General features: G+C 65.3%; 17 protein-coding genes and 1 pseudogene. 8 read left to right on the forward strand and 10 right to left on the reverse strand.

Going from position 1 to position 18,438, the window contains the following annotated elements:
- Positions 1 to 81: 81 nt before the first annotated feature.
- From F2P46_RS09650 to F2P46_RS09680, 7 genes are all read right to left on the reverse strand, one after another.
- Entirely contained in the window at positions 82 to 1,110 is a 1,029-nt protein-coding gene (locus F2P46_RS09650; RefSeq protein WP_166888135.1) for an AAA family ATPase, read from the reverse strand.
- Positions 1,107 to 1,670 (reverse strand): nicotinamide riboside transporter PnuC, encoded by a 564-nt coding sequence (gene pnuC / locus F2P46_RS09655; protein WP_166888138.1) that lies wholly within the window; start codon positions 1,668 to 1,670, stop codon positions 1,107 to 1,109. Before pnuC ends, F2P46_RS09650 begins: the two co-directional genes overlap by 4 nt.
- On the reverse strand, positions 1,667 to 2,593 hold the full coding sequence (locus F2P46_RS09660) for an ADP-ribosylglycohydrolase family protein (protein WP_166888141.1): 927 nt from the start codon (positions 2,591 to 2,593) through the stop codon (positions 1,667 to 1,669). Before F2P46_RS09660 ends, pnuC begins: the two co-directional genes overlap by 4 nt.
- Positions 2,590 to 3,648 (reverse strand): bifunctional nicotinamide-nucleotide adenylyltransferase/Nudix hydroxylase, encoded by a 1,059-nt coding sequence (locus F2P46_RS09665; RefSeq protein WP_166888144.1) that lies wholly within the window; start codon positions 3,646 to 3,648, stop codon positions 2,590 to 2,592. The genes F2P46_RS09660 and F2P46_RS09665 overlap by 4 nt, the downstream gene beginning before the upstream one ends.
- 5 nt (positions 3,649 to 3,653) lie before the next feature.
- The gene (locus F2P46_RS09670; RefSeq protein ID WP_166888147.1) at positions 3,654 to 5,351 is read right to left on the reverse strand and encodes an NAD+ synthase; all 1,698 of its coding nucleotides are present in this window, start codon (positions 5,349 to 5,351) and stop codon (positions 3,654 to 3,656) included.
- Positions 5,352 to 5,375: 24 nt separating this feature from the next.
- A complete protein-coding gene (gene pncB, locus F2P46_RS09675) occupies positions 5,376 to 6,566 on the reverse strand; it encodes a nicotinate phosphoribosyltransferase (RefSeq protein ID WP_166888150.1) in 1,191 nt (396 codons plus the stop codon).
- A gap of 198 nt (positions 6,567 to 6,764) precedes the next feature.
- On the reverse strand, positions 6,765 to 7,634 hold the full coding sequence (locus F2P46_RS09680; protein ID WP_166888154.1) for a cysteine hydrolase: 870 nt from the start codon (positions 7,632 to 7,634) through the stop codon (positions 6,765 to 6,767).
- A gap of 164 nt (positions 7,635 to 7,798) precedes the next feature.
- Here F2P46_RS09680 and F2P46_RS09685 point away from each other — a divergent pair, with 164 nt between their 5' ends.
- From F2P46_RS09685 to F2P46_RS09695, 3 genes are all read left to right on the forward strand, one after another.
- Entirely contained in the window at positions 7,799 to 8,473 is a 675-nt protein-coding gene (locus F2P46_RS09685) for an NUDIX domain-containing protein (protein WP_166888156.1), read from the forward strand.
- 135 nt (positions 8,474 to 8,608) lie between these two features.
- Positions 8,609 to 9,160: an RNA 2'-phosphotransferase gene (locus F2P46_RS09690; protein ID WP_166888159.1), complete on the forward strand. Its 552-nt coding sequence runs from the start codon at positions 8,609 to 8,611 to the stop codon at positions 9,158 to 9,160.
- Positions 9,161 to 9,476: 316 nt separating this feature from the next.
- Positions 9,477 to 11,069 (forward strand): sensor domain-containing diguanylate cyclase, encoded by a 1,593-nt coding sequence (locus F2P46_RS09695; protein ID WP_166888162.1) that lies wholly within the window; start codon positions 9,477 to 9,479, stop codon positions 11,067 to 11,069.
- A gap of 91 nt (positions 11,070 to 11,160) precedes the next feature.
- On the opposite strand, the pseudogene F2P46_RS37580 reads toward F2P46_RS09695, so the two are convergent.
- A pseudogene (locus F2P46_RS37580) lies at positions 11,161 to 11,478 on the reverse strand (3,4-dihydroxy-2-butanone-4-phosphate synthase); the annotation flags it as partial.
- A gap of 247 nt (positions 11,479 to 11,725) precedes the next feature.
- On the opposite strand from F2P46_RS37580, the gene F2P46_RS09700 reads away from it, so the two are divergent.
- Positions 11,726 to 12,313, forward strand: coding sequence for a TetR/AcrR family transcriptional regulator (locus tag F2P46_RS09700; RefSeq protein ID WP_166888165.1), 588 nt, complete (start codon positions 11,726 to 11,728; stop codon positions 12,311 to 12,313).
- On the forward strand, positions 12,310 to 12,837 hold the full coding sequence (locus tag F2P46_RS09705) for a hypothetical protein (RefSeq protein ID WP_166888168.1): 528 nt from the start codon (positions 12,310 to 12,312) through the stop codon (positions 12,835 to 12,837). Before F2P46_RS09700 ends, F2P46_RS09705 begins: the two co-directional genes overlap by 4 nt.
- 7 nt (positions 12,838 to 12,844) lie before the next feature.
- Here the strand turns inward: F2P46_RS09705 and F2P46_RS09710 are convergent, their stop codons facing one another.
- Positions 12,845 to 14,104, reverse strand: coding sequence for a hypothetical protein (locus F2P46_RS09710; RefSeq protein ID WP_166888171.1), 1,260 nt, complete (start codon positions 14,102 to 14,104; stop codon positions 12,845 to 12,847).
- A gap of 121 nt (positions 14,105 to 14,225) precedes the next feature.
- Positions 14,226 to 14,795 (reverse strand): hypothetical protein, encoded by a 570-nt coding sequence (locus F2P46_RS09715; RefSeq protein WP_166888173.1) that lies wholly within the window; start codon positions 14,793 to 14,795, stop codon positions 14,226 to 14,228.
- Positions 14,796 to 15,072: 277 nt separating this feature from the next.
- Between F2P46_RS09715 and F2P46_RS09720 the strand changes: the two genes are divergently transcribed.
- The 3 genes from F2P46_RS09720 to F2P46_RS09730 are packed head-to-tail and all read left to right on the forward strand — an operon-like array spanning position 15,073 to position 18,436.
- Entirely contained in the window at positions 15,073 to 16,551 is a 1,479-nt protein-coding gene (locus F2P46_RS09720; RefSeq protein ID WP_229509196.1) for an iron-containing redox enzyme family protein, read from the forward strand.
- Positions 16,552 to 16,574: 23 nt separating this feature from the next.
- On the forward strand, positions 16,575 to 17,585 hold the full coding sequence (locus F2P46_RS09725) for a class I SAM-dependent methyltransferase (protein WP_166888175.1): 1,011 nt from the start codon (positions 16,575 to 16,577) through the stop codon (positions 17,583 to 17,585).
- Positions 17,582 to 18,436 (forward strand): cyanophycinase, encoded by an 855-nt coding sequence (locus F2P46_RS09730; RefSeq protein WP_166888178.1) that lies wholly within the window; start codon positions 17,582 to 17,584, stop codon positions 18,434 to 18,436. Before F2P46_RS09725 ends, F2P46_RS09730 begins: the two co-directional genes overlap by 4 nt.
- Positions 18,437 to 18,438 lie beyond the last annotated feature (2 nt).

The following is an 18,438-nucleotide window of genomic DNA, read 5'->3' on the forward strand; positions in this document are numbered from 1 at the left end:
GTACGAGCGTGTGCGAGCGGAATCCGCCAGGCCGTGGCGCGATCGCCAAAAAGAGATGAAAAGGCAGGCGGCGGGGGTGATTTATGCGGTAGCGAGCACGTCCAGCGCCTGGCGCACGCGTTTCGCCAGCGGGCCGTGCACGACAGTGAAAGGCAGCGCGCGCCGCGTCAGTTCGGCCACGTACCACGCGTGCTGGCGCTGGCGAAAGAGCGCGTCCTGGCGCGTGCCGTCCTGGACGAAATCGAAGTCGGGTGCGCACAGCAGCGTCACGTCGTACCCTTGCGTGGCCAGCGTCGCCAGCGCGTCCAGGGCCGGATCGGCCCGGCCGAACATCGCCCCACTATAGAACAGGGTCGTCAGCGGGCTGGTATCGCACACCAGCCAGCGCGTGGCGCGCGCCAGCAAGGCCTGCTCGCGCGCCAGTTGGGCCTGCCCGATCGCCAGCATGTCGTCGAACACCAGCGCGCCATCCTTCCCAATCCACAGTTCGCGGCCGAATTCCGGCGCCCAGACGCTGCCCAAGGCCTGCGCCAGCGCGGCGGCAAGCGTGGTCTTGCCGCTCGACTCGCCGCCAAGCAGGCACACCTTGCGCACAAAACTGGCGTACACCAGCGGATGCAAGAACGCGCGCATGGCGTGCGGATCGGCGCGGATCGCCGTTCCGGACACCGGAACCAGCGCCCGCGCACGGTCCACCGATACATGTGCTACCTGTGCGCCAGGCCCGCGCCGCGCATCGAAAAAGGCGCTCAGCGAGCGGGCGAAGCCGTCGCCGTAGTCTTCGCTGGTAAAGACGGCATCGACCGTCACGCCCAGCATGTCCAGGCACAGCGAGGCGCAGAAATCGCGCTGCACCGCGTCGGGCGCGTCGTTGTCGGGCACGCGGTCGTCGCCTAACACCAGCAAGCGCACCTGCGGGTACAGCGCGCGCAGCCACGCCTCGCGCAGCGCCCTGCCGCAACCGGCGAATTCGGGCTTGGTGTAGCTGATCACGACCACCTCGTCGCAGGCGGCCAGCGCGCTGTCGATCACCAGCATGTGGCCACGGTGCAGCGGGCAGAATTTACCGACCACGAGGCCGCGCCGCCACTGCCTGGCAGGCCCGTTCATGGCGCCTTGCGCGCCAGGCGGCGCCACCACAGCCACGACACGATCGCGTTGACCCAGTAGCAGGCGTACAGGAACGCGGTCAGGTACAGGCCACGACTGGCGTACAACGGTACGGCGACCGTGTTCACCAAAATCCAGAACGCCCAGTTCTCCACCTTGCGCCGCATCAGCAGCAACTGCGCCACGACGCTGAACACCAGCACCGCCGAATCGATGAACGGCGCGTACGCATTGGTAAAGTAGTGCAGCAGCGCCCCGTAGGCGGCGGTCGCGCCCACGCCGGCAGGAACGAGCCAGGCCAGCGACCTGACGCTGGCGTGGGTGATCGGCAGTTCGCTGCCCTGCTCCCCGCGCCGCCACTCCATCCATCCGACGATGCCCGAGACGATGAAGAAGCCTTGCAGCGCCACGTCGGCATACAAATTGGACTGGTAGAACAAGACGCCGAACAAGGCGCAGCCGATGATGCCGGTCCACCATGTGTGCACGCTGTTGCGCCCGGCCAGCAGGATGGCGGCGCTGGCCCCCACGTTGGCCGCGATTTCAAGCGCGCCGATCACGCCATGCTCTCGCAATTGACAGGGTGAAAACGGTCGAACAGGCGACAGGCCATGTCGTCGATCTCGGCGCGCATGCTGATCTGGTCGAGCCAGCGCGCCGGGATGCCCTGCACGCCGTAGAAGGCGCCGGCAAGCTGGCCGCTGATGGCGGCCGTGGTATCGGCGTCGTCGCCCAGGTTGGTCGCACGCAGGACCGCGGCTTCGAAACTATCGGTATGGAAGAAGCACCACAGCGCCGCTTCCAGCGAATCGACCGCATAGCCGGTGCCCTGGATATCGCTGTCGGCCTTGTCGAGAAAGGCGCCCGTGGCCATGGCCGCCAGTTTCGGCTCGGTCGGCGCAAAGCCGGCGTTGGCCAGCAGCGCTTCCTTGGGCTGGCCGTCCAGCGCCGCGCTCAGGATGCCGGCGAACAGCTGGCAGGCCTGCACCGCTTCCGGCGCGCCGTGCGTGGTGCGCGAACTGTCGGCGGCATGCTGCAACACGCGCGCGCGGTCGGGATACGCGAACAGCACCGCGGGAACGAGCCGCATCAGCGAGCCGTTGCCGGCGCTGCGCGGATTGGTCGAGCCGCTGTACGGATTGCCGCTGACCGAAAAACGCGACAAGGCATCCTGCACCGTCATGCCGATGTCGAAACAGGTCCCGGTCGAGCTCAGGTAACCCCACTGGCACCAGTTGCGATAGCGGTTGATCTGGTCGAGCGGATCGGATTCGCCCTTGGTCAGGAAGCTCTCGGCCAGGCACAGCGCCATCGACGTATCGTCGGTCCACTGGCCCGCCTTGAGCCTGAACGGGCCGCCACCCGTCATGTCGGTCACCGGGGCGAACGAGCCGCGCGGCGAAAACTCCACGGTGGTGCCGACGGCGTCGCCGCAGGCCAGTCCCAGCAAGCTGCCCCGATAGCGGTCGCGCGTACTGCTCATGCCAGTTCCTCGCTCAGCGACAGGAACGAGTCGAGAATGTGGAAGTGGTCCTCGAAAAACTGGTCTTCCATGCCGGCCAGCTCCACGATGGGAATCCAGGCCGCGTGCGAGGCGTCGTCCGACGCTTCCACCGGCGGCAGGTTCTCGGTTTGCAGGTCGAAAAAGTGGGCGTGGGTGATGGTGCGGCCACGCTGGCTGCGGTCGGGATGGTCGAACACCTTGACGTCGACCAGCATGCCCTCCAATGTGGTGCCGAGCAGCGCCAGCTTGGTTTCCTCGGCCAGTTCGCGAATGGCGGCGTGCAGCAGGCGTTCGCGCTGTTCCACAAAGCCGCCGGGAACGGCCCACTGCCCTTTTCCGGGAAAGCCGCCACGGCGGATCAGGAGCACATTGCCGCCACTGACCACCACCGCGTCGGCGGTGGTGAAGATGGGCGGGTACGGCGCGCTTTTCCAGGCCGTTTTGTATGCCACGATGCGGCGGTGTTCTTCCACCAGCGCGGGGTAATGCGGCAGCAGCGCCCAGGCTTTCAGGTACTGGCGCACCGCGTGCGGCACCATGTCGTCGAGCACACTGAGCGAAATGTCGAGGTCTTCGGCTTCGAAGAACACGCGTCGTACGCAGGTGGCGTCGATGGCGCGTTCCGATTCGACGACGATGTTTTCCCATTTCGGGAAGTGATTCAGGTAGTAGCTCGACGCATCCTTGAAGTGGCCCACCAGCGCCACGTGCGCCGCATCCGGCGCGCTTTGGGCGACCGCCTTGCGCACCGCCGCCGACCACAGGGAATCGTCGTAGTAGTCGCGCACGGCCACGAAACTGACGCGCGCCCGGTCTTGCTCGGTCAAGGTGGCGCCGATCATCGCGGCGCGCTCCTCCCACGTGAACGGATTTTTCGCATTGCGCGCCTGGAACGAGGAGCCCAGCACCAGCACCACATGCGGTGCGCTCACCAGCGCGCGCTGGAGCAGGACGACGTGCCCGCGGTGGAAAGGCTGGAAGCGGCCGATCAGGACGGCGACGTCGGTGGAGGTTTGCTTGGTTTGTGTGTTCATGGGGTTCAATAGTAAGCGGCAATCGGCAATTGACGGCCGCTGCCAAAGGCGCGCGAACGCACCCGGATAATCGGAGGCGCCTGGCGCCGTTTGTATTCGTTACGCGCGACCATGCCGTGGATGCGCTGGACCAGCGCCGCGCCGCTGGCGCCGGCCACCAGACCGGCGACAAACTGCTCGGCCAGCGCAGCTTCGGCCACCGGCAGGCGGCGTCCTTCGATGTGCCACTTGAGGATCTCGTCGAGCACTTCGTACTCGGGCAGGCTGTCGGTATCCTGCTGGCCGGGCGCCAGTTCGGCCGATGGCGGCTTGCTCAGCACCGCCTCGGGAATCAGTTCGCGCCCGGCGCGCTGGTTCACATGGCGCGACAAGGCGTACACCTCGGTTTTGTACAGGTCGCCGATCAGGCCAAGGCCGCCGTTGGTGTCGCCATACAAGGTGCAGTAGCCGACCGAGATTTCGCTCTTGTTGCCGGTCGTGAGCAGCAAGGCGCCGGACGCATTCGAATACGCCATCAGGATGGTGCCGCGCACGCGCGCCTGCAGGTTTTCGAGCGGCAGGCCTTGCAAGGGCTGGTCGAACGCACGGTCGAAACCGGCGCCGTACTGCTCGACCAGGTCCAGGATCGGGTGCGTGTACAAGGTAATGCCAAGGTTGGCGCACAGCGCCACCGAGTCGCTGACCGAGCCTTCGCTCGAAAACGCCGACGGCATGGTCACCGCGATCACGTTTTCCGGCCCCAGCGCATCGACCGCCAGCGCCAGGGTCAGGGCCGAGTCGATGCCGCCCGACGAGCCCACCACCACCTTGGCAAAGCCGCAGCGGCGCGCATAATCCTGCAAGCCGAGCACGATCTGGCGACGCGCGAATTCGGCCACCGGCAAGCCCCCGCCACTTGGCGCGGCCAGCGCAAAGCCGTCAAATGCACTGAAACGCCCTTGCGCAAAGCCGATCACCTGGAAGTCTTCGCAAAAGCGCTGCGCTTCGAACACGATGCCCTGCGAGGGCGATACCGCGAACGAGGCGCCGTCGTACACCAGCTGGTCCTGCCCGCCGACCTGGTTCACATACAAAATCGGCAGTTCGTTGTGGACCGACGCCGTGCGAAACAGCGCGTGGCGCAGTTCGCGCTTGCCGATATCGGACGGGCTGGCGTTGATGCTCACCACCAGGTCGGGCCGCGCTTCGCGCAGCGCGGTGAAGGGATTGACCTTGTAGTCGCGCCCTTCGTGGTTCCAGCCGTCTTCGCAGATCAAAAAGCCGATGCGGTGCGCGCCGACCTGCAGCACGCAGGCGCCTTCCGGACCCGGTTCGAAGTGGCGGCGGTCGTCGAACACGCCATACGTCGGCAACAGCTGCTTGTAGTATTCGGCGACGATGACGCCGTCGCGGATGGCCAGCAAGGCGTTGAACAGCGGTTTGCCGGGGCCGCCGTTGGCGCGCACGGCGCCGACCACCGAGACCAGTCCGGGCAAGGCGCGCGATGCGTCTAACACGCGCTCCAGGCCAGCGGCCATGCGGGCCAGGAACGCCGGTTCTTCCAGCAGGTCGCCCGGATAGTAGCCGCACAGGGCCAGCTCGGTGAAAACGGCCAGGTCGGCGCCCTGCCCCGCAGCGCGCCGCATGGCCGCGATGATGGCGCCGCTGTTGCCGTCGATATCCCCGACGGTCGGGTTCAATTGGGCGATGGCGATTTTAAGCATCGGGTTCTTTCGATTGCCCGCTTGTCAGGCGGAAGGGTGATTGAACACCTGGCGCAGGTAAGCCAGGAAGGTCTCGTCCTTGCACAGCGTTTTGCCCTTGGAGTCGGACAGCTTGGCCACCGGCTGGCCGTTGCAGCTCATGAGCTTCATGACGATATTGAGCGGCGTGATGCCGACGTCGTTCGACAGGTTGGTGCCGATGCCGAAGCCGGTCATGGTGCGGTCGGCGAAGTGGCGGTACAGCGAAAACGCGGTCGGCAGGTCGAGGCCGTCGGAGAACACCAGGCGCCGCGTATGTGCGTCCAGGCGCAGCTTGGCGTAGTGCGCCAGCGCTTTTTCGCCCCACACCACCGGATCGCCCGAATCGTGGCGCAAGCCGTCGAAGAGCTTGGCGAAATACAGGTCGAAGTCGCCCAAAAACGCATCCATGCCCACCACGTCGGTCAGCGCGGTACCGAGGTCGCCGCGATACTCCTGCACCCAGTCTTCCAGCGCGGCCTTCTGGAAGTCGCGCAGGCGCACGCCGAACGACTGGAAGCTTTGCAGGTATTCGTGCGCCATGGTCCCGATCGGCACCAGCTTGTACTTCATCGCAAAATACACGTTCGAGGTGCCCTTGAAGTAGACCGGCACTTCGCGCGCCAGAGTGGCGACGACTTCCTCATGCCAGGCGCCGGAAAAACGGCGGCGCACGCCGAAGTCGAAAAACTCGAACGGATGGCGCCTGGCCGGCTCGCTGGCCAGCTCGCGCAGCAGGGCGATCTTCGCTTGCAGGCGCTTGCGGCCTTCGGCCAGCGCCGCCTCCTGGTCGAAACGGCGGAAATACAGCTCGTTGACGATGTACAGGACATAGATTTCGAAGCCCATCACGTGCACCTGCGGCCCGGTGGCGCGAATCTGCAGTTCCTCGCCATCGGTTTCCACGCTCAGGAAATGGCGCTGGAAGCGGAACACGGTGAGGAAATCGGCAAAGTCGCTCTTGATGAAGCGCAGGCCGCGCAGGTAGGCGATTTCTTCCGGCTTGAACGAGAGCGAACACAGATGATCGAGCTCGCGCTCGACGTCGGCCTTCAGTTCGGCCAGGGGGTACGCCGGCACGTTGCGGCAGGTGAAGGCATATTCGGCCTGGGCGGCCGGGTGGCGGTGCAACAGGGCCTGCCACATCGTGAATTTATACAGGTCGGTTTCGAGCAGGCTATGGACAATCGGGGTCATATGGTTCGCGTCGGCGCGCGTCAGAAAAGGGATAAGAGGTTAAGTAAGTGCGCATATATTCTTGTCATTTCCAGCTTCCATAAGCGGCGCCTTGCTGCGTTGCCCACCACTAGCAGTGCTCGCACTGCGTCGCGGCGTGCGCCTTGCCAGGCATCCGCTTCTGTTCGCTATAAATGACAATAACTTCTGCACACTTACTTAGCGGCGCGCGTTGGCAAGCAGCTCGGGCACGATATTGGCCGCCTGCGCAATCTGCAGGCCGCGCGCGCGCATGTCGCGCACAAAGTCGTCGTACTGCGCGTCAAAGCCGGTCACGGGGCTCATGCAGTCGGTCAGCAACACCAGTTGCGACAACTGCTGCGGGTCCCAGTTGGCGACGATATGCTCGGTGGTGGCGCGCACGCAGTGGCTGCCCGCTTCGCCGGTGATATAGACCTGGTCGGATCCGCGCAGCAGCGCCAGGAAGGCCTGGTTGACCTGGGTGCTGTCGTCGTCGGCGTCGGGCACTTCGGCCTGCACCGCCGAATAGTGCTCGGTCCAGGGATTGCCGCCCTTGCTGATCTTGTTCACCATGCCCAGCGTGCGCTCTTCCCACGCGTTATAGGCCGCGCGCACGTCGGCATGCACGTTGTGGCCCCAGGAGCCGATCTCGCAGTGCACCGGCCAGGCCATCAGGGTATAGCGCCCGGCCGCCTCCAGCGCGTCAAGATAAGCCAGCACGCGCGGCATGGCACTGGCTTTGCGCGGCAGGTACTTGCCCTGGCGCACGTCCGCCGCCGTGATCTGCGTGAACGGGGTGACCGCGCCCTGCCCCGCATCCATCCAGAACGAACTGTGGGCGATGTCGAAGCGGTGGTGCGAATCGAGCGTGATGCTGATCGCGGACAGCCCATCCCGGCCCTGCCGGATCAGCTCGGCCACGCGCAGCATGTCGGCATGCGCGCCGGTCACCGGCAACGCCGGCGCCGGGGCGGCGTTGGCGCCCGCCGGCGGCGCCAGATAGTCAACCGGCAAATCGCAGAAATCGTTTTGCGGATCGATCACGAGCAGGTGCAGATTGCGTTTCATTTGCTTGTCCTTGTGAGTACAGTACGACAAGCATAAGCTACTTAATTTACTTTTGCAACTAACTATGCAATAATTTGTTCAGCCGCCAGCCGGCTTGACCAGATGAAGGAGAAACCCATGTCGGCGAAGTTAATTTTGAGCAACCCCCACTTGACGCGGTCAGCATGAGCGCGGTCATCTGCACCGTCGATGTCGTGCTGCTCACGCTGCTGGGCGAGGAACTGGCGGCGGTGCTGTTGCGGCGCGAGCACGAGCCGTTCCAGGGTGCGCTGGCCATTCCCGGCGGCTACGTGCATCCGCAAGACGACCTGTGCGCCCACGACGCGGCCATGCGCGTCATCAAGAGCAAAACCGGCATCGTCGCACCCTACCTGGAGCAACTGGCCACGTTCTCGGGCGCGACGCGCGATCCGCGCGGCTGGTCGGTGTCGGTGGCGCACTACGCGCTGGTGCCGTACCCGCTGCTGGCGGCGCGCAAGGACGCGGCGGTGCAGATGGTGCATGTGGTGCCCGTGTCGCAACTGGGCACGCTGCCGTTCGACCACAGGGCCATGATCGACACAGCGCTCGAACGCCTGCGCAACAAGAGCCAGTATTCCTCCCTGCCCTGCTTCCTGGCCGGCGACACCTTCACCCTGCCGCAATTGCAGCGGCTATATGAGCTGCTGCTCGGAGAAACCCTGAACAAGGTCAGTTTTCGACGTAAAATGAGCGAGATGGACATACTCGACCCGGTCGACGGCCAGTTCGAAGCGGCCGGCGCCCACCGCCCGGCCCAGCTGTACCGCCTGAAAGCGGCAGTCAGGAAAACCCTCACCGTGCTCGAACGCGGCCTGTGAGCCCCGCCCACGCAGTCCGATTTGCGTTTCATGCAACACGCATGCGCTTATTGTCTTGCTATCCTTGCATTGCCGTCACGTATAATGACGGCGCATGAACAACCATAAAAACAGAAAAGATCCATCGATAAATTGATGATAGATTCCAACCAAACTGTCAAAGTCAGTAAATTCCTGTCCCTGATCCTGCGCCACAGCCCTGCCACCATCAAGCTCAAGCTCGATGAAAACGGTTGGGCCGACATCGACGAACTGCTCGCCGGCGCCGCCAAGCATGGCACCAAAATCAACCGCAAACTGCTCGAAGCAGTCGTTGCCGACAACGATAAAAAGCGCTTCACCATCAGCGACGACGGCAAGCGCATCCGCGCCAACCAGGGCCATTCGGTCAAAGGCGTCGACCTCGAACTGGCGCCCGTCACGCCGCCGGACGTGCTGTACCATGGCACCGCCTCGCGCTTTACCGCCTCGATCCGCGACCAAGGCCTCATTCCCGGCACCCGTCACCATGTGCACCTGTCGGCCGATACCGCCACCGCCGTCAGTGTCGGCCGGCGCCACGGCGTGCCGGTGGTGCTGACGATCAACGCCCTTGCCCTGCATGAGCAAGGCCAGCTGTTTTTTCTTTCGGCCAACGGTGTGTGGCTGACCAGGCCGGTGAACAAGCGCTTTATCGTCTTCCCTTGATTTTACTCTGAGGAAACTTACCGCGCAGCTCCGAGAATGGGCAGGGCATGCCGGGGATTGGCTTTGTGAAACAACAGACAAGCATTCTTTGAATAAATATTTGATTCCAGTTCGCATGGGCTAAGGTAGAATGGCCGCTCTATTATTCAATCACCGCATGCATCCGGCCACCCAAGGCCGCCTTGCGGAGGCAACGACGATGTGAGTGCAGGCGCCATGTTGCGATTCAATCCACCCGTACCACCTTCGTGCGGATCCCTGCACTCACCCGGGCCAGCGCGCCCCCAGATTCTTTTCGAACGCGACCTCCACCGCCATGAAAGCTGAAAAGCAGTTATCGCCCGTTGCAGAACTTGATGGCAAAAAGCGGCCGCTGATCGCCATTGCCGCCTCGTTCCTGTTCGTCGTCTGCATTTCGCTGGTGGCGGTGCAGGGCTGGAGCATTTACAGCGCGCGCGAAACCCAGCTGGCGCAGAGCGCCGCAGCCACGGCCAACACGGCGCGCGCCCTGGCCGATCACGCCGACAGCACCATCGAGCTGGTCGACACCATCCTGGCCGGCGTGGTCGAAAGCGTGCAGCATGACGGCATCACCCACTACGGCGAGCGGCTGCACCTGCAGCTGATCGACCATGTCAGCCGCACGCCTTCGCTGCAGGGCATGTATATTTACAACGCCAAGGGCGACTGGGCGGTGCACTCGCTGCGCGCCCCTGTACCGGCGCTCAACAACGCCGACCGCGAATATTTCATCTATCACCAGACGCACAAGGACAAGCTGGCGCACGTCGGCCCGCCGGTGCGCAGCCGTTCCACCGATACCTGGGTGCTGCCGGTGTCGCGCCGCCTGGAAAACCCGGACGGCAGTTTTGCCGGCGTGGCCCTGGCCACGGTTCAACTGGGTTTTTTCCGCACGTTTTACGACAGTTTCGACATTGGCGCGCATGGCAACATCACCCTCGCCACCGAACAGGGCGCGCTGGTCATGCGCCGCCCCTACCTGCAAGAGCAGGTAGGCGGCTCGATCGCGAGCGAACCCTTGTTCAAGCAGTGGCGCGAGCGCGGCACGCTCGGATCGGTCGCCATCGCGGTCGACATGGACGCGGCCAACCGCATGTACAGCTTCCGCCAGCTGCGGCGCTACCCGTTGTTCGTGGCGGTGGGCCTGTCGACCGACGAAACGCTGTCGAACTGGTGGGCCAACGCCTACCTCTCGACGGCGTGGGTGGTGATCCTGCTGCTGATCCTGTGCTGGATGGGCGTGCGCCTGTTCCGCCAGGTGACCCTGCGCGACGAGCTCGAAGAACAACTGCGCAACGCCCAGCTGGCGCTGGTGACCAAGAACCGCTCGCTCAAGCTGCTGGCGCGTAACGATGGCCTGACCGGGATCGCCAACCGGCGCCTGTTCGACGCCCGCCTCGACGCCGAATTCAACCGCGCCGTGCGCGACGGCACCTCGCTGGCGCTGGTGCTGCTCGATGTCGATTTCTTCAAGAAGTACAACGATCACTACGGCCACCCGGCCGGCGACGCCTGCCTGCAGTTCATCGGCCAGTGCATCCGCACCGGACGGCGGCGCGCCGGCAACCTGGCGGCGCGCGTCGGCGGCGAAGAGTTTGCCATCCTGCTGCCCAATACCGACTTGTACGGCGCCATCGTGGTGGCCGAAGCGGTGCGCCGCTCGATCGCGACGGCCGGGCGCGAGCACGCGGCCAATCCGGCCGGCATCGTCACCATCAGCTGCGGCGTACACGCGCTGGTGCCGACCAAGGACATGGACAGCAAGCAGTTGGTCGAAGCGGCCGACAAGGCCCTGTACCTGGCCAAGTCGACCGGGCGCAACCGGGTCTGCCCGGACGCGCCGGCGGCGTCGTCGCGGCGCGAACGCGCCTCCGTGCTGGGCGACTGAGACCCGCCGGCGCGAGCGGCGGTAGTAGTCCAACCCGATTGACCGGCCTGGCTGGCAGGCGGAAAAACCCGTACTCCACGCCGCCGCGCCACGCCGCGGTATCGGCCACCGACAGCACCGGCAAGGCCCGGTCCGCCGCGAAGCGTTCGATCTGCGCGCCGCGCATCATGCTGCCGTCGGCATTCATCAACTCGCACAGCACGGCGGCCGGGCGCAGGCCCGCCAGCACCGCCAGGGCGACCCAGCCTTCGGTGTGGCCGCGCCGCGCCAGCACCCCGCCGGCACGCGCCGCCAGCGGAAACACATGGCCCGGAGTGACGATGTCGCCGGCCCGCGCACCCGGAGCAATCGCCGCCCGGATCGCCGTCACCCGGTCAAACGCCGACACGCCCGTCGTCACGCCCTCCTTGAGCGTGAGGAAAGCGACGAACACCGTCAGGGTTATCGGGAGTAACTCAAGAAACAGGCTGCGCGGCGAAGCGGCCGCGACATTCGAAGGGGGATTGCATGGAGATGCCTCGCATAAAAGACGAGCAAATACTCTCCATATGAGAGAATACGAGTAATTACTCATATTGAAAACTCGCATTCCAAGGACCCGCGTGCGCCCTCTTCCCACGCCCCGCAAAGCGCCGCGCCAAGCACGTTCCCAGCACATGGTCGAGCAGATTTTGCAGGCCACGGCTGGCATTCTGGAAGAACGCGGTTACGCCGGCATGAACACCAACGCGGTGGCCGCGCGCGCCGGCGTGAGCGTGGGCTCGGTGTACCAGTATTTTCCGAACAAGGATTCACTGATCACGGCGCTGCACGAGCGCCATGGCGCGCAGATGTACGCAGCCATCGATGCGGTGCTGGCCAACGCCGGTGCGCGCACCCTGCGCGAGCATCTGGCGGCCATGGTGCACGCCTGGCTGGTGGCGCACCAGGTCGAGCCGGAGTTGCACAAGGTGCTGGAAAAGGAACTTCCATTTTTCGACACGCCGGCCCAGGACAGCGCGGCCGACAACAACTCCTTCCAGCGCATCCTGGACATGCTCGGCAGGCACCGCGACGAGATCGGCCAGCCCGACCTCGACCTGGCCACCTGGGTCCTGCTGCGCATGATGGAGTCGCTGGTGCACGCGGCCGTGATGGATGCGCCGGCGCGCTTCGCGCCGGCCGACATCGAACGCGGTATCGTCGATGCCCTGGACGGCTACCTGCGCGCCGGGCCGGGTAATGTGACGGGACCGAACAAGTGAATAACAAAAATCTGCTGATAAAGATCGTTCAGAATGCCCAGCGCCGGCATGTCAATCAGTTGCTTGCGCAAGAGAGCGGCGGCGCGCCAGGAGCATCGATCGTCAAGGCGATCTATTTTCCGGACTCAAGTGACATCCTTCAAAAAATCATTGCCATGCTCGGCGATGAAAGAATGAAAAAAGACACTTTTTACGCGCAGAGCTACCATTTGATTGACGAGAAAGCGCTGTCGGCAATCGCAAGCCTTCCCGACTTGCCTGCGTTACGATGTTTCTTCCCGAATTACCACGCCAACCGGGAGTACATCAGTTCCGATCTACCCGTCTTGGAAATACAGCGGGCGAGCGCCGCGCAGTGGTATCGATTCAACGCACTGACCAGGGAGCGGATCAGCATTTTCTTTTGCGCCGCACCGGACTTCTCTTGCGGCATGGCGATGGATGTCTGCGCGGGAGATCCATCGATTTCAAGCTCCGACGACCCGATTTATGATCTGTACAGCTGGGATTTCGGCCAACGCTGATCGCGCCTCAAGGCCGGCCGGCATACCCGCTCTCAGCCAGGAAGCGCTTGAAATCGGTGATGTGCAACATGTCGACGATGGCCTGGCGCTTGTCCCTGGCCTGCTTGTAATACGCCTCGGCAATCCGGAAACCCATGAAGTAACCCAGGTCGGCCGGACGGTCGCCTTCCGGAGCGCCGCTGTACAGCCAGCGATTGAGGTCGGCGCCATCCATGGCCGCCAGGAACTCCTTTTTCAGCTGCGCCTCGTTGGCATAGCCATAGCGGTAAATCGCTTCGTTGAACTTGCCCTTGGTGACCAACGAAGCGAGGAAATCGCACGACCCTTCCTTGATCGCATGGCCGAGCAGGGTTTGTGGATCAAGCCGCTGCTGGAAATGCATCAGCTCGTGCGTGACGATCGCCGGCAAGGTGTCGATAGTCGCCGTGCCCGCCTGCAACCAGGCGTCCAGCTCGCCCGTCGGCACGCCCGGGCCGCGTCCGTACATCTCGGTGCCGATCAACAGGCCATCGGTGGAGGCGGTGCCGCCGGCGCTCAGGCGTCCGATCACAAAGTAAATATCCGGGAACAGTGCCTCGGGATACAGCGCCTTGAAGCGCCGCATGTCCGCGCGGATCAGCGGTTCGAATGAGGCTGCGCGCAAGGTATTGGCGCGGATGGCGCGGTAATATTGCGCGTGCTTGCTGATGCGGCGGTACAGGCTGGCGCCATTGTTGATGCGCATGTGGACAAACCCCTGCAAGCCGACACTGCCGCCGTCCAGGTACTCGCGCTCGAGCAAGGCGCCCGGATCGGCAGCGCCGTCCAGCTTGTCATACACGGTCCAGAAACGCGCGATGTCGCTGCTAATGAAGCGGAACTCTTCCGGGCTGGCGTGAGCGGCACGGTAGGCGCGCTCGTTCGCGCTGGCGCTCGCGACAATGCCGGCCCAGCGCGGATCGGCGCGCAGCGCGGCAAAATCGTCCTCCTGCGCCAACTCGTCGAGCAGGCGGAACTGGCGCGTGGCGACGGCCTGCCCGAGGATGCCGAGCGCCTGCTCCGTGCGCCCGAGCCGGGCGGCGGTGGCCGCATATTTATAGTCCATCACCATGCTGGCGTAAGCGCTTTGCGCCGCCTTCCGGTAAGCCTCGAGCGCGGCGTGCGGCTTGTTCTGGTCGCGCGCCACGTCGGCCGCGCTGGCCCAGGCGCGCCCCGAACTCTGGCCGTGCGCCGGGCCGGCCAGCGCCGAGGCAAGCACGATGGCATGAAGGAGCGCGATTGTTTTCATGAAGGAGCCTTGAGGTAAAAAGGCGTCCAGTATGACAGCGCCGCGCGCGCGCCGGGAGGGCCGTGCGACAGGCTGCGGGAAGGAAGGAGCGGCTTGCTTGAACGATGCGCTAAACGACGCGTTAAACGACGCGCCCGTCCCGGTCGGGACCGATGTCGTTAAGGCGGATGGCGCTGGCCAATCCACGGCTCAGGTCGGCGAGGGTGTCGGCGTCGTCGCGGTTGAAGTGGATATCCATGTCGTCATGGCTCATCACCCAGATGGTGCCGTAGAACGCGCCGAACTGGCCGATCAGGGGCGTGACCAGCGCTTCGTTGATGTGGACGTTGTTCTCCGCCATCCAATGAAAATACTGATGCGGCCGGACAAACAACTGGGTGCTCCGGTACGAAAAGCACAGCCCGCACGGACTGTTCGAGCGCGGAAAGCGGCGCCCTTCGTACGGCGCCAGCGCGCCGGCGGTGGCGGCCCAGGTCAGTTCGTCGAAGTCGTTGTTGTCGAAAATGCTGATGCCGGCCGACTGCGCCGAACAGCGCAACAGCGCTTCCTCGCAACGTGCGCGCAAAGCGTCGCGCAAGGTCACGCCATCCTGAGCAACCACGCGCGGCATGCCGCGCATGACGGGATGGCCGGCGTGTTTGCGCGGACGCAACTCAAGTTGATTTGTTGCAATAATTTCGGACACTGACATTGAGCGCTCCGGTAAGAGGCCGCACAGCGGCCATGTAGCAAGTCTACGCCGAGTCTGGTGCGTTGTCTGTTCGCAAAGATACACAAGCGGTCTAATTTTCAGAGCAACCAACAGTTTATGCGGCACGCGCAATGGGGCGCAGGACCGGGCCTCGGCGATAGACAGGCCCGGCCCGCGTAATCGTTGTCCTACCCAAGCACAGCTTGGTCACCGATACGAGGCGCGCCGGGCCACGGCGATAATGAGGCTTCTCTCGAAAACTGATCGCCCGCACCCCATGACCAGCATGCAAAGCACCGTGTTCATCCCGCCGCACTTCGATGCCCCGCGCCCCGGCGCGCCCGCCGCCGCCAGCTGCCGCGCACTGTACGATACGCTCTCCCAGGCCGACCTGCCCGCCGGCGCCGAGGCCGACGCCCAGGCTTACCTGGTCGGCCAACTGGCGCGCGCCGCCGCGCACCCGTGCGACCTGCCCGACACCCCGGCCGGCCTGGATGGCTGGATCGCCCCGCGCGGCGCCGCCATCGGCGCCGCGTACCAGCACTACCTGGCCGGCCGCCGCGAGGGCGCCCCGCGCCGCTTCTTTACCAACAAATCGCACGCGCTGTACTTCCTGCGCTGCGTGGCCCCTACCAAACTGGTGGACGGCGCCTGGCTGTACGGCACCCTGCAGCGCTGGCAAGAGAACGACTTCCGCCCGCTGGTCAAGACCTATGTCGAAGAACTTGGCGATGGCTTGCCGGACAAGAACCACGTCACCCTGTACCAGCGCCTGCTCGACAACCATGGTTGCGCCGAGTGGGACGACCTTGGCGGCGCCCACTTCACCCAGGGCGCGCTGCAACTGGCGCTGGCCTGTGCGGGCGACGCCTTCTTGCCCGAGATGATCGGCTATAACCTCGGCTACGAACAGTTGCCGCTGCACCTGCTCATCACCGCCTACGAATTGAACGAACTGGGCATCGACCCCTACTACTTCACCCTGCATATCACGGTCGACAATGGCTCGACCGGGCACGCGCGCGACGCCGTCGACGCGCTTGCCCGGGTAATCGCGCGCGCCGCCAACCCGGCCGAGTTCTATCGCCGCGTGCGCGAAGGCTACAAGCTCAATGAACTGGGCGAAAATACCGCTTCCGTAATCGCCTCCTTCGACCTGGAACAAGAACTGGTGCGCATCCTCGCGGCCAAGGCCGTGGTCGGACAAAACATGCACAGCGATTACTGCCGCGTGGCCGGCAAGACCATCAACGCCTGGCTGGCCGATCCGCGGCAAATCCCCACCCTGCTGCGCGCGTTTCAAACCACCGGCTGGATCAAGCGCGGCGCCGCCCCGCACGAAAGCCGTTTCTGGGGCCTGCTGCAAGGCGACCATGCCGAGATGTTCGGCGTGTTCTCGAGCTACGAACTGCAGGTGCTGGCCGACTGGATCGCCAGCCCCGCGCAGGACGGCGACAGCGCCAGCCCCGCGCCGCGCGTGGCCTCGTTCCGCGCGCGCCAGCGCGCCCAGGCCCCGGCCCGCAACGCGGCGCCCAAGGTCCACGGCGCCCGCGCCCTGATCCGCTACCCGTACGCCGGCCAGGCCGGCGAGCACGAAGCCGAAAACGACCAGCTGCGCAAGCTCGAACAAGCCGTCGCGCTGGCGCCGTCGACCAACGCCGCCATGAAACTGTTGACCGCGCACATGTCGCCGGCCCGCCACCACACCCCCACCGGCCTGATGGCAACGCGCATGTTCGTGCGCTTGCTCGGATGACCGCCTTCACCGACAGGACCCGCATGAGCGCCACCATTATCTCCATCGACGGCCACCGGCTCGACCAGGCGCCGCCGCTCGGCATCGCCGGCGACGAGCGCCGCGCCGCGCTGTATGCCCTCGGCTGCGGCCTGAAGCAGCACGGCTACGTGTTTACCACCGTCACCCCGCTCACCCACAGCCGCGTCAACGCGCGCCTGGCCAATGGCTGGGCGCACGACCTGGCCGGCATTTTCGGCTGGAGCCGCCCCTTCAAGCCGGCCGTGGTCAACTCCACCCTGATAGAATTGCTGCACCAGGGCGAGGTTCTCAACCACGATAACGGCATGCTGCGCAGCGTGCTGCGCGCCTCGACGCTGGATGGCCAGTTGTACCTGCACTCGGCCTACCCCACCAACGCGTCCGACGCCGTATTCTTCGGCCCCGACACCTACCGCTTCGTGCGCGCCCTGCGCGCTTCGCTGGCGGCGCGCAGCCTGCCCGTGCGGCGCGCGGCTGACATCGGCTGCGGCGCCGGACCGGGCGCGATCACGATCGCGCTGGCCCATCCCGACGCCAGCGTGTTCGCGGTCGACATCAACCCGGCCGCGCTGGTGCTGGCCGACGTCAACGCCCGCATCGCCGGCGTGACCAACGTGGTGCCGACGAACAGCAACCTGCTGTCGCAGGTCGAGGGCCAGTTCGACCTGATCGTCGCCAACCCGCCCTACCTGATCGACCGCGAACAGCGCGCCTACCGCCATGGCGGCGGCGACCTGGGCGCGGCACTGTCGGTGGCGATCGTGGACGAAGCGATCAAGCGCCTCGCGCCCGGCGGCACCTTGATGCTGTACACGGGCGCAGCCATCGTGGCCAGCGCCGACCCGTTCCGCCAGGCGGTCGAACCGCGCCTGCGCGCGGCCGGTTTCCACTGGACCTACGACGAAATCGACCCCGACGTCTTTGGCGAAGAACTCGACGAAGCCCCGTATGCCTACGCGGACCGGATCGCGGCGGTGTGGCTGTGCGCCACGCGCCCGATTGGTGCCGCATGAGCGAGCCGGCATCCGGCACTCGGCGCGGCAGCCTGTTGATCATCGGCGGCGGCGAAGACCGCGAAGACGACATGCAGGTACTGGAACGCTTCGTCGCCCTGTGCGGCGGGCCGGACAAGCGCATCGTGGTGCTCACGGCCGCCAGCCGCGTGCCCGAAAAAATGTGGGCCATCTACGATTGCGCGTTCGGCGGCATGGGCGTGGCGCGCCGCAGCGAGCTGCGCGTCTCCAGCCGCCTTGAAGCGAACGACGCCGCCATGGCGGCCGACCTGGCGCAGGCGGACGGCGTCTTCATCACCGGCGGCGACCAGAAACGCCTGCTGGCGCTGATCGGAGGAACCAGGCTGGACGAGGCACTGCACGCGGCGCTCGCGCGGGGCGCGTGCATCGCCGGCACCAGCGCGGGCGCGTCGGCCATGTCCGCGCACATGCTGGCCGACGGCAAAGCCGAGCTGCATCCGGAAAAAGGCGCGGTCAGCCTGGGCGCCGGCATCGGCTTCGTGCAGCGCGTGGTGATCGACCAGCACTTTTCGCAGCGCCAGCGCCTTGCGCGCCTGTTGACGGTGGTGGCGCAGAACCCCTACCTGCTGGGCGTGGGCATCGACGAAGACACGGCGCTGTTGATCGAAGCCGGCGGCGGCATCGAAATCCTGGGCACCGGCGCGGTCACCGTGATCGACGGGCGCCACATGGTCTCGAACGTGGCCGACATCCGCAACCGCAGCGTGCCCGAAATGGTGGATGTGCGCCTGCACCTGCTGCCGTCCGGTTCGCGCTATGGCGCGCGCGGCGACGACGCCACGCCGGCCGCGCTGGCCGACTTTATCCATATCGTTACCAACATCGCCTAACA

The sequence above is a fragment of the Massilia sp. CCM 8734 genome, from assembly GCF_011682155.1.
In the GTDB taxonomy this organism is placed as follows: domain Bacteria; phylum Pseudomonadota; class Gammaproteobacteria; order Burkholderiales; family Burkholderiaceae_D; genus Telluria_A; species Telluria_A rubra.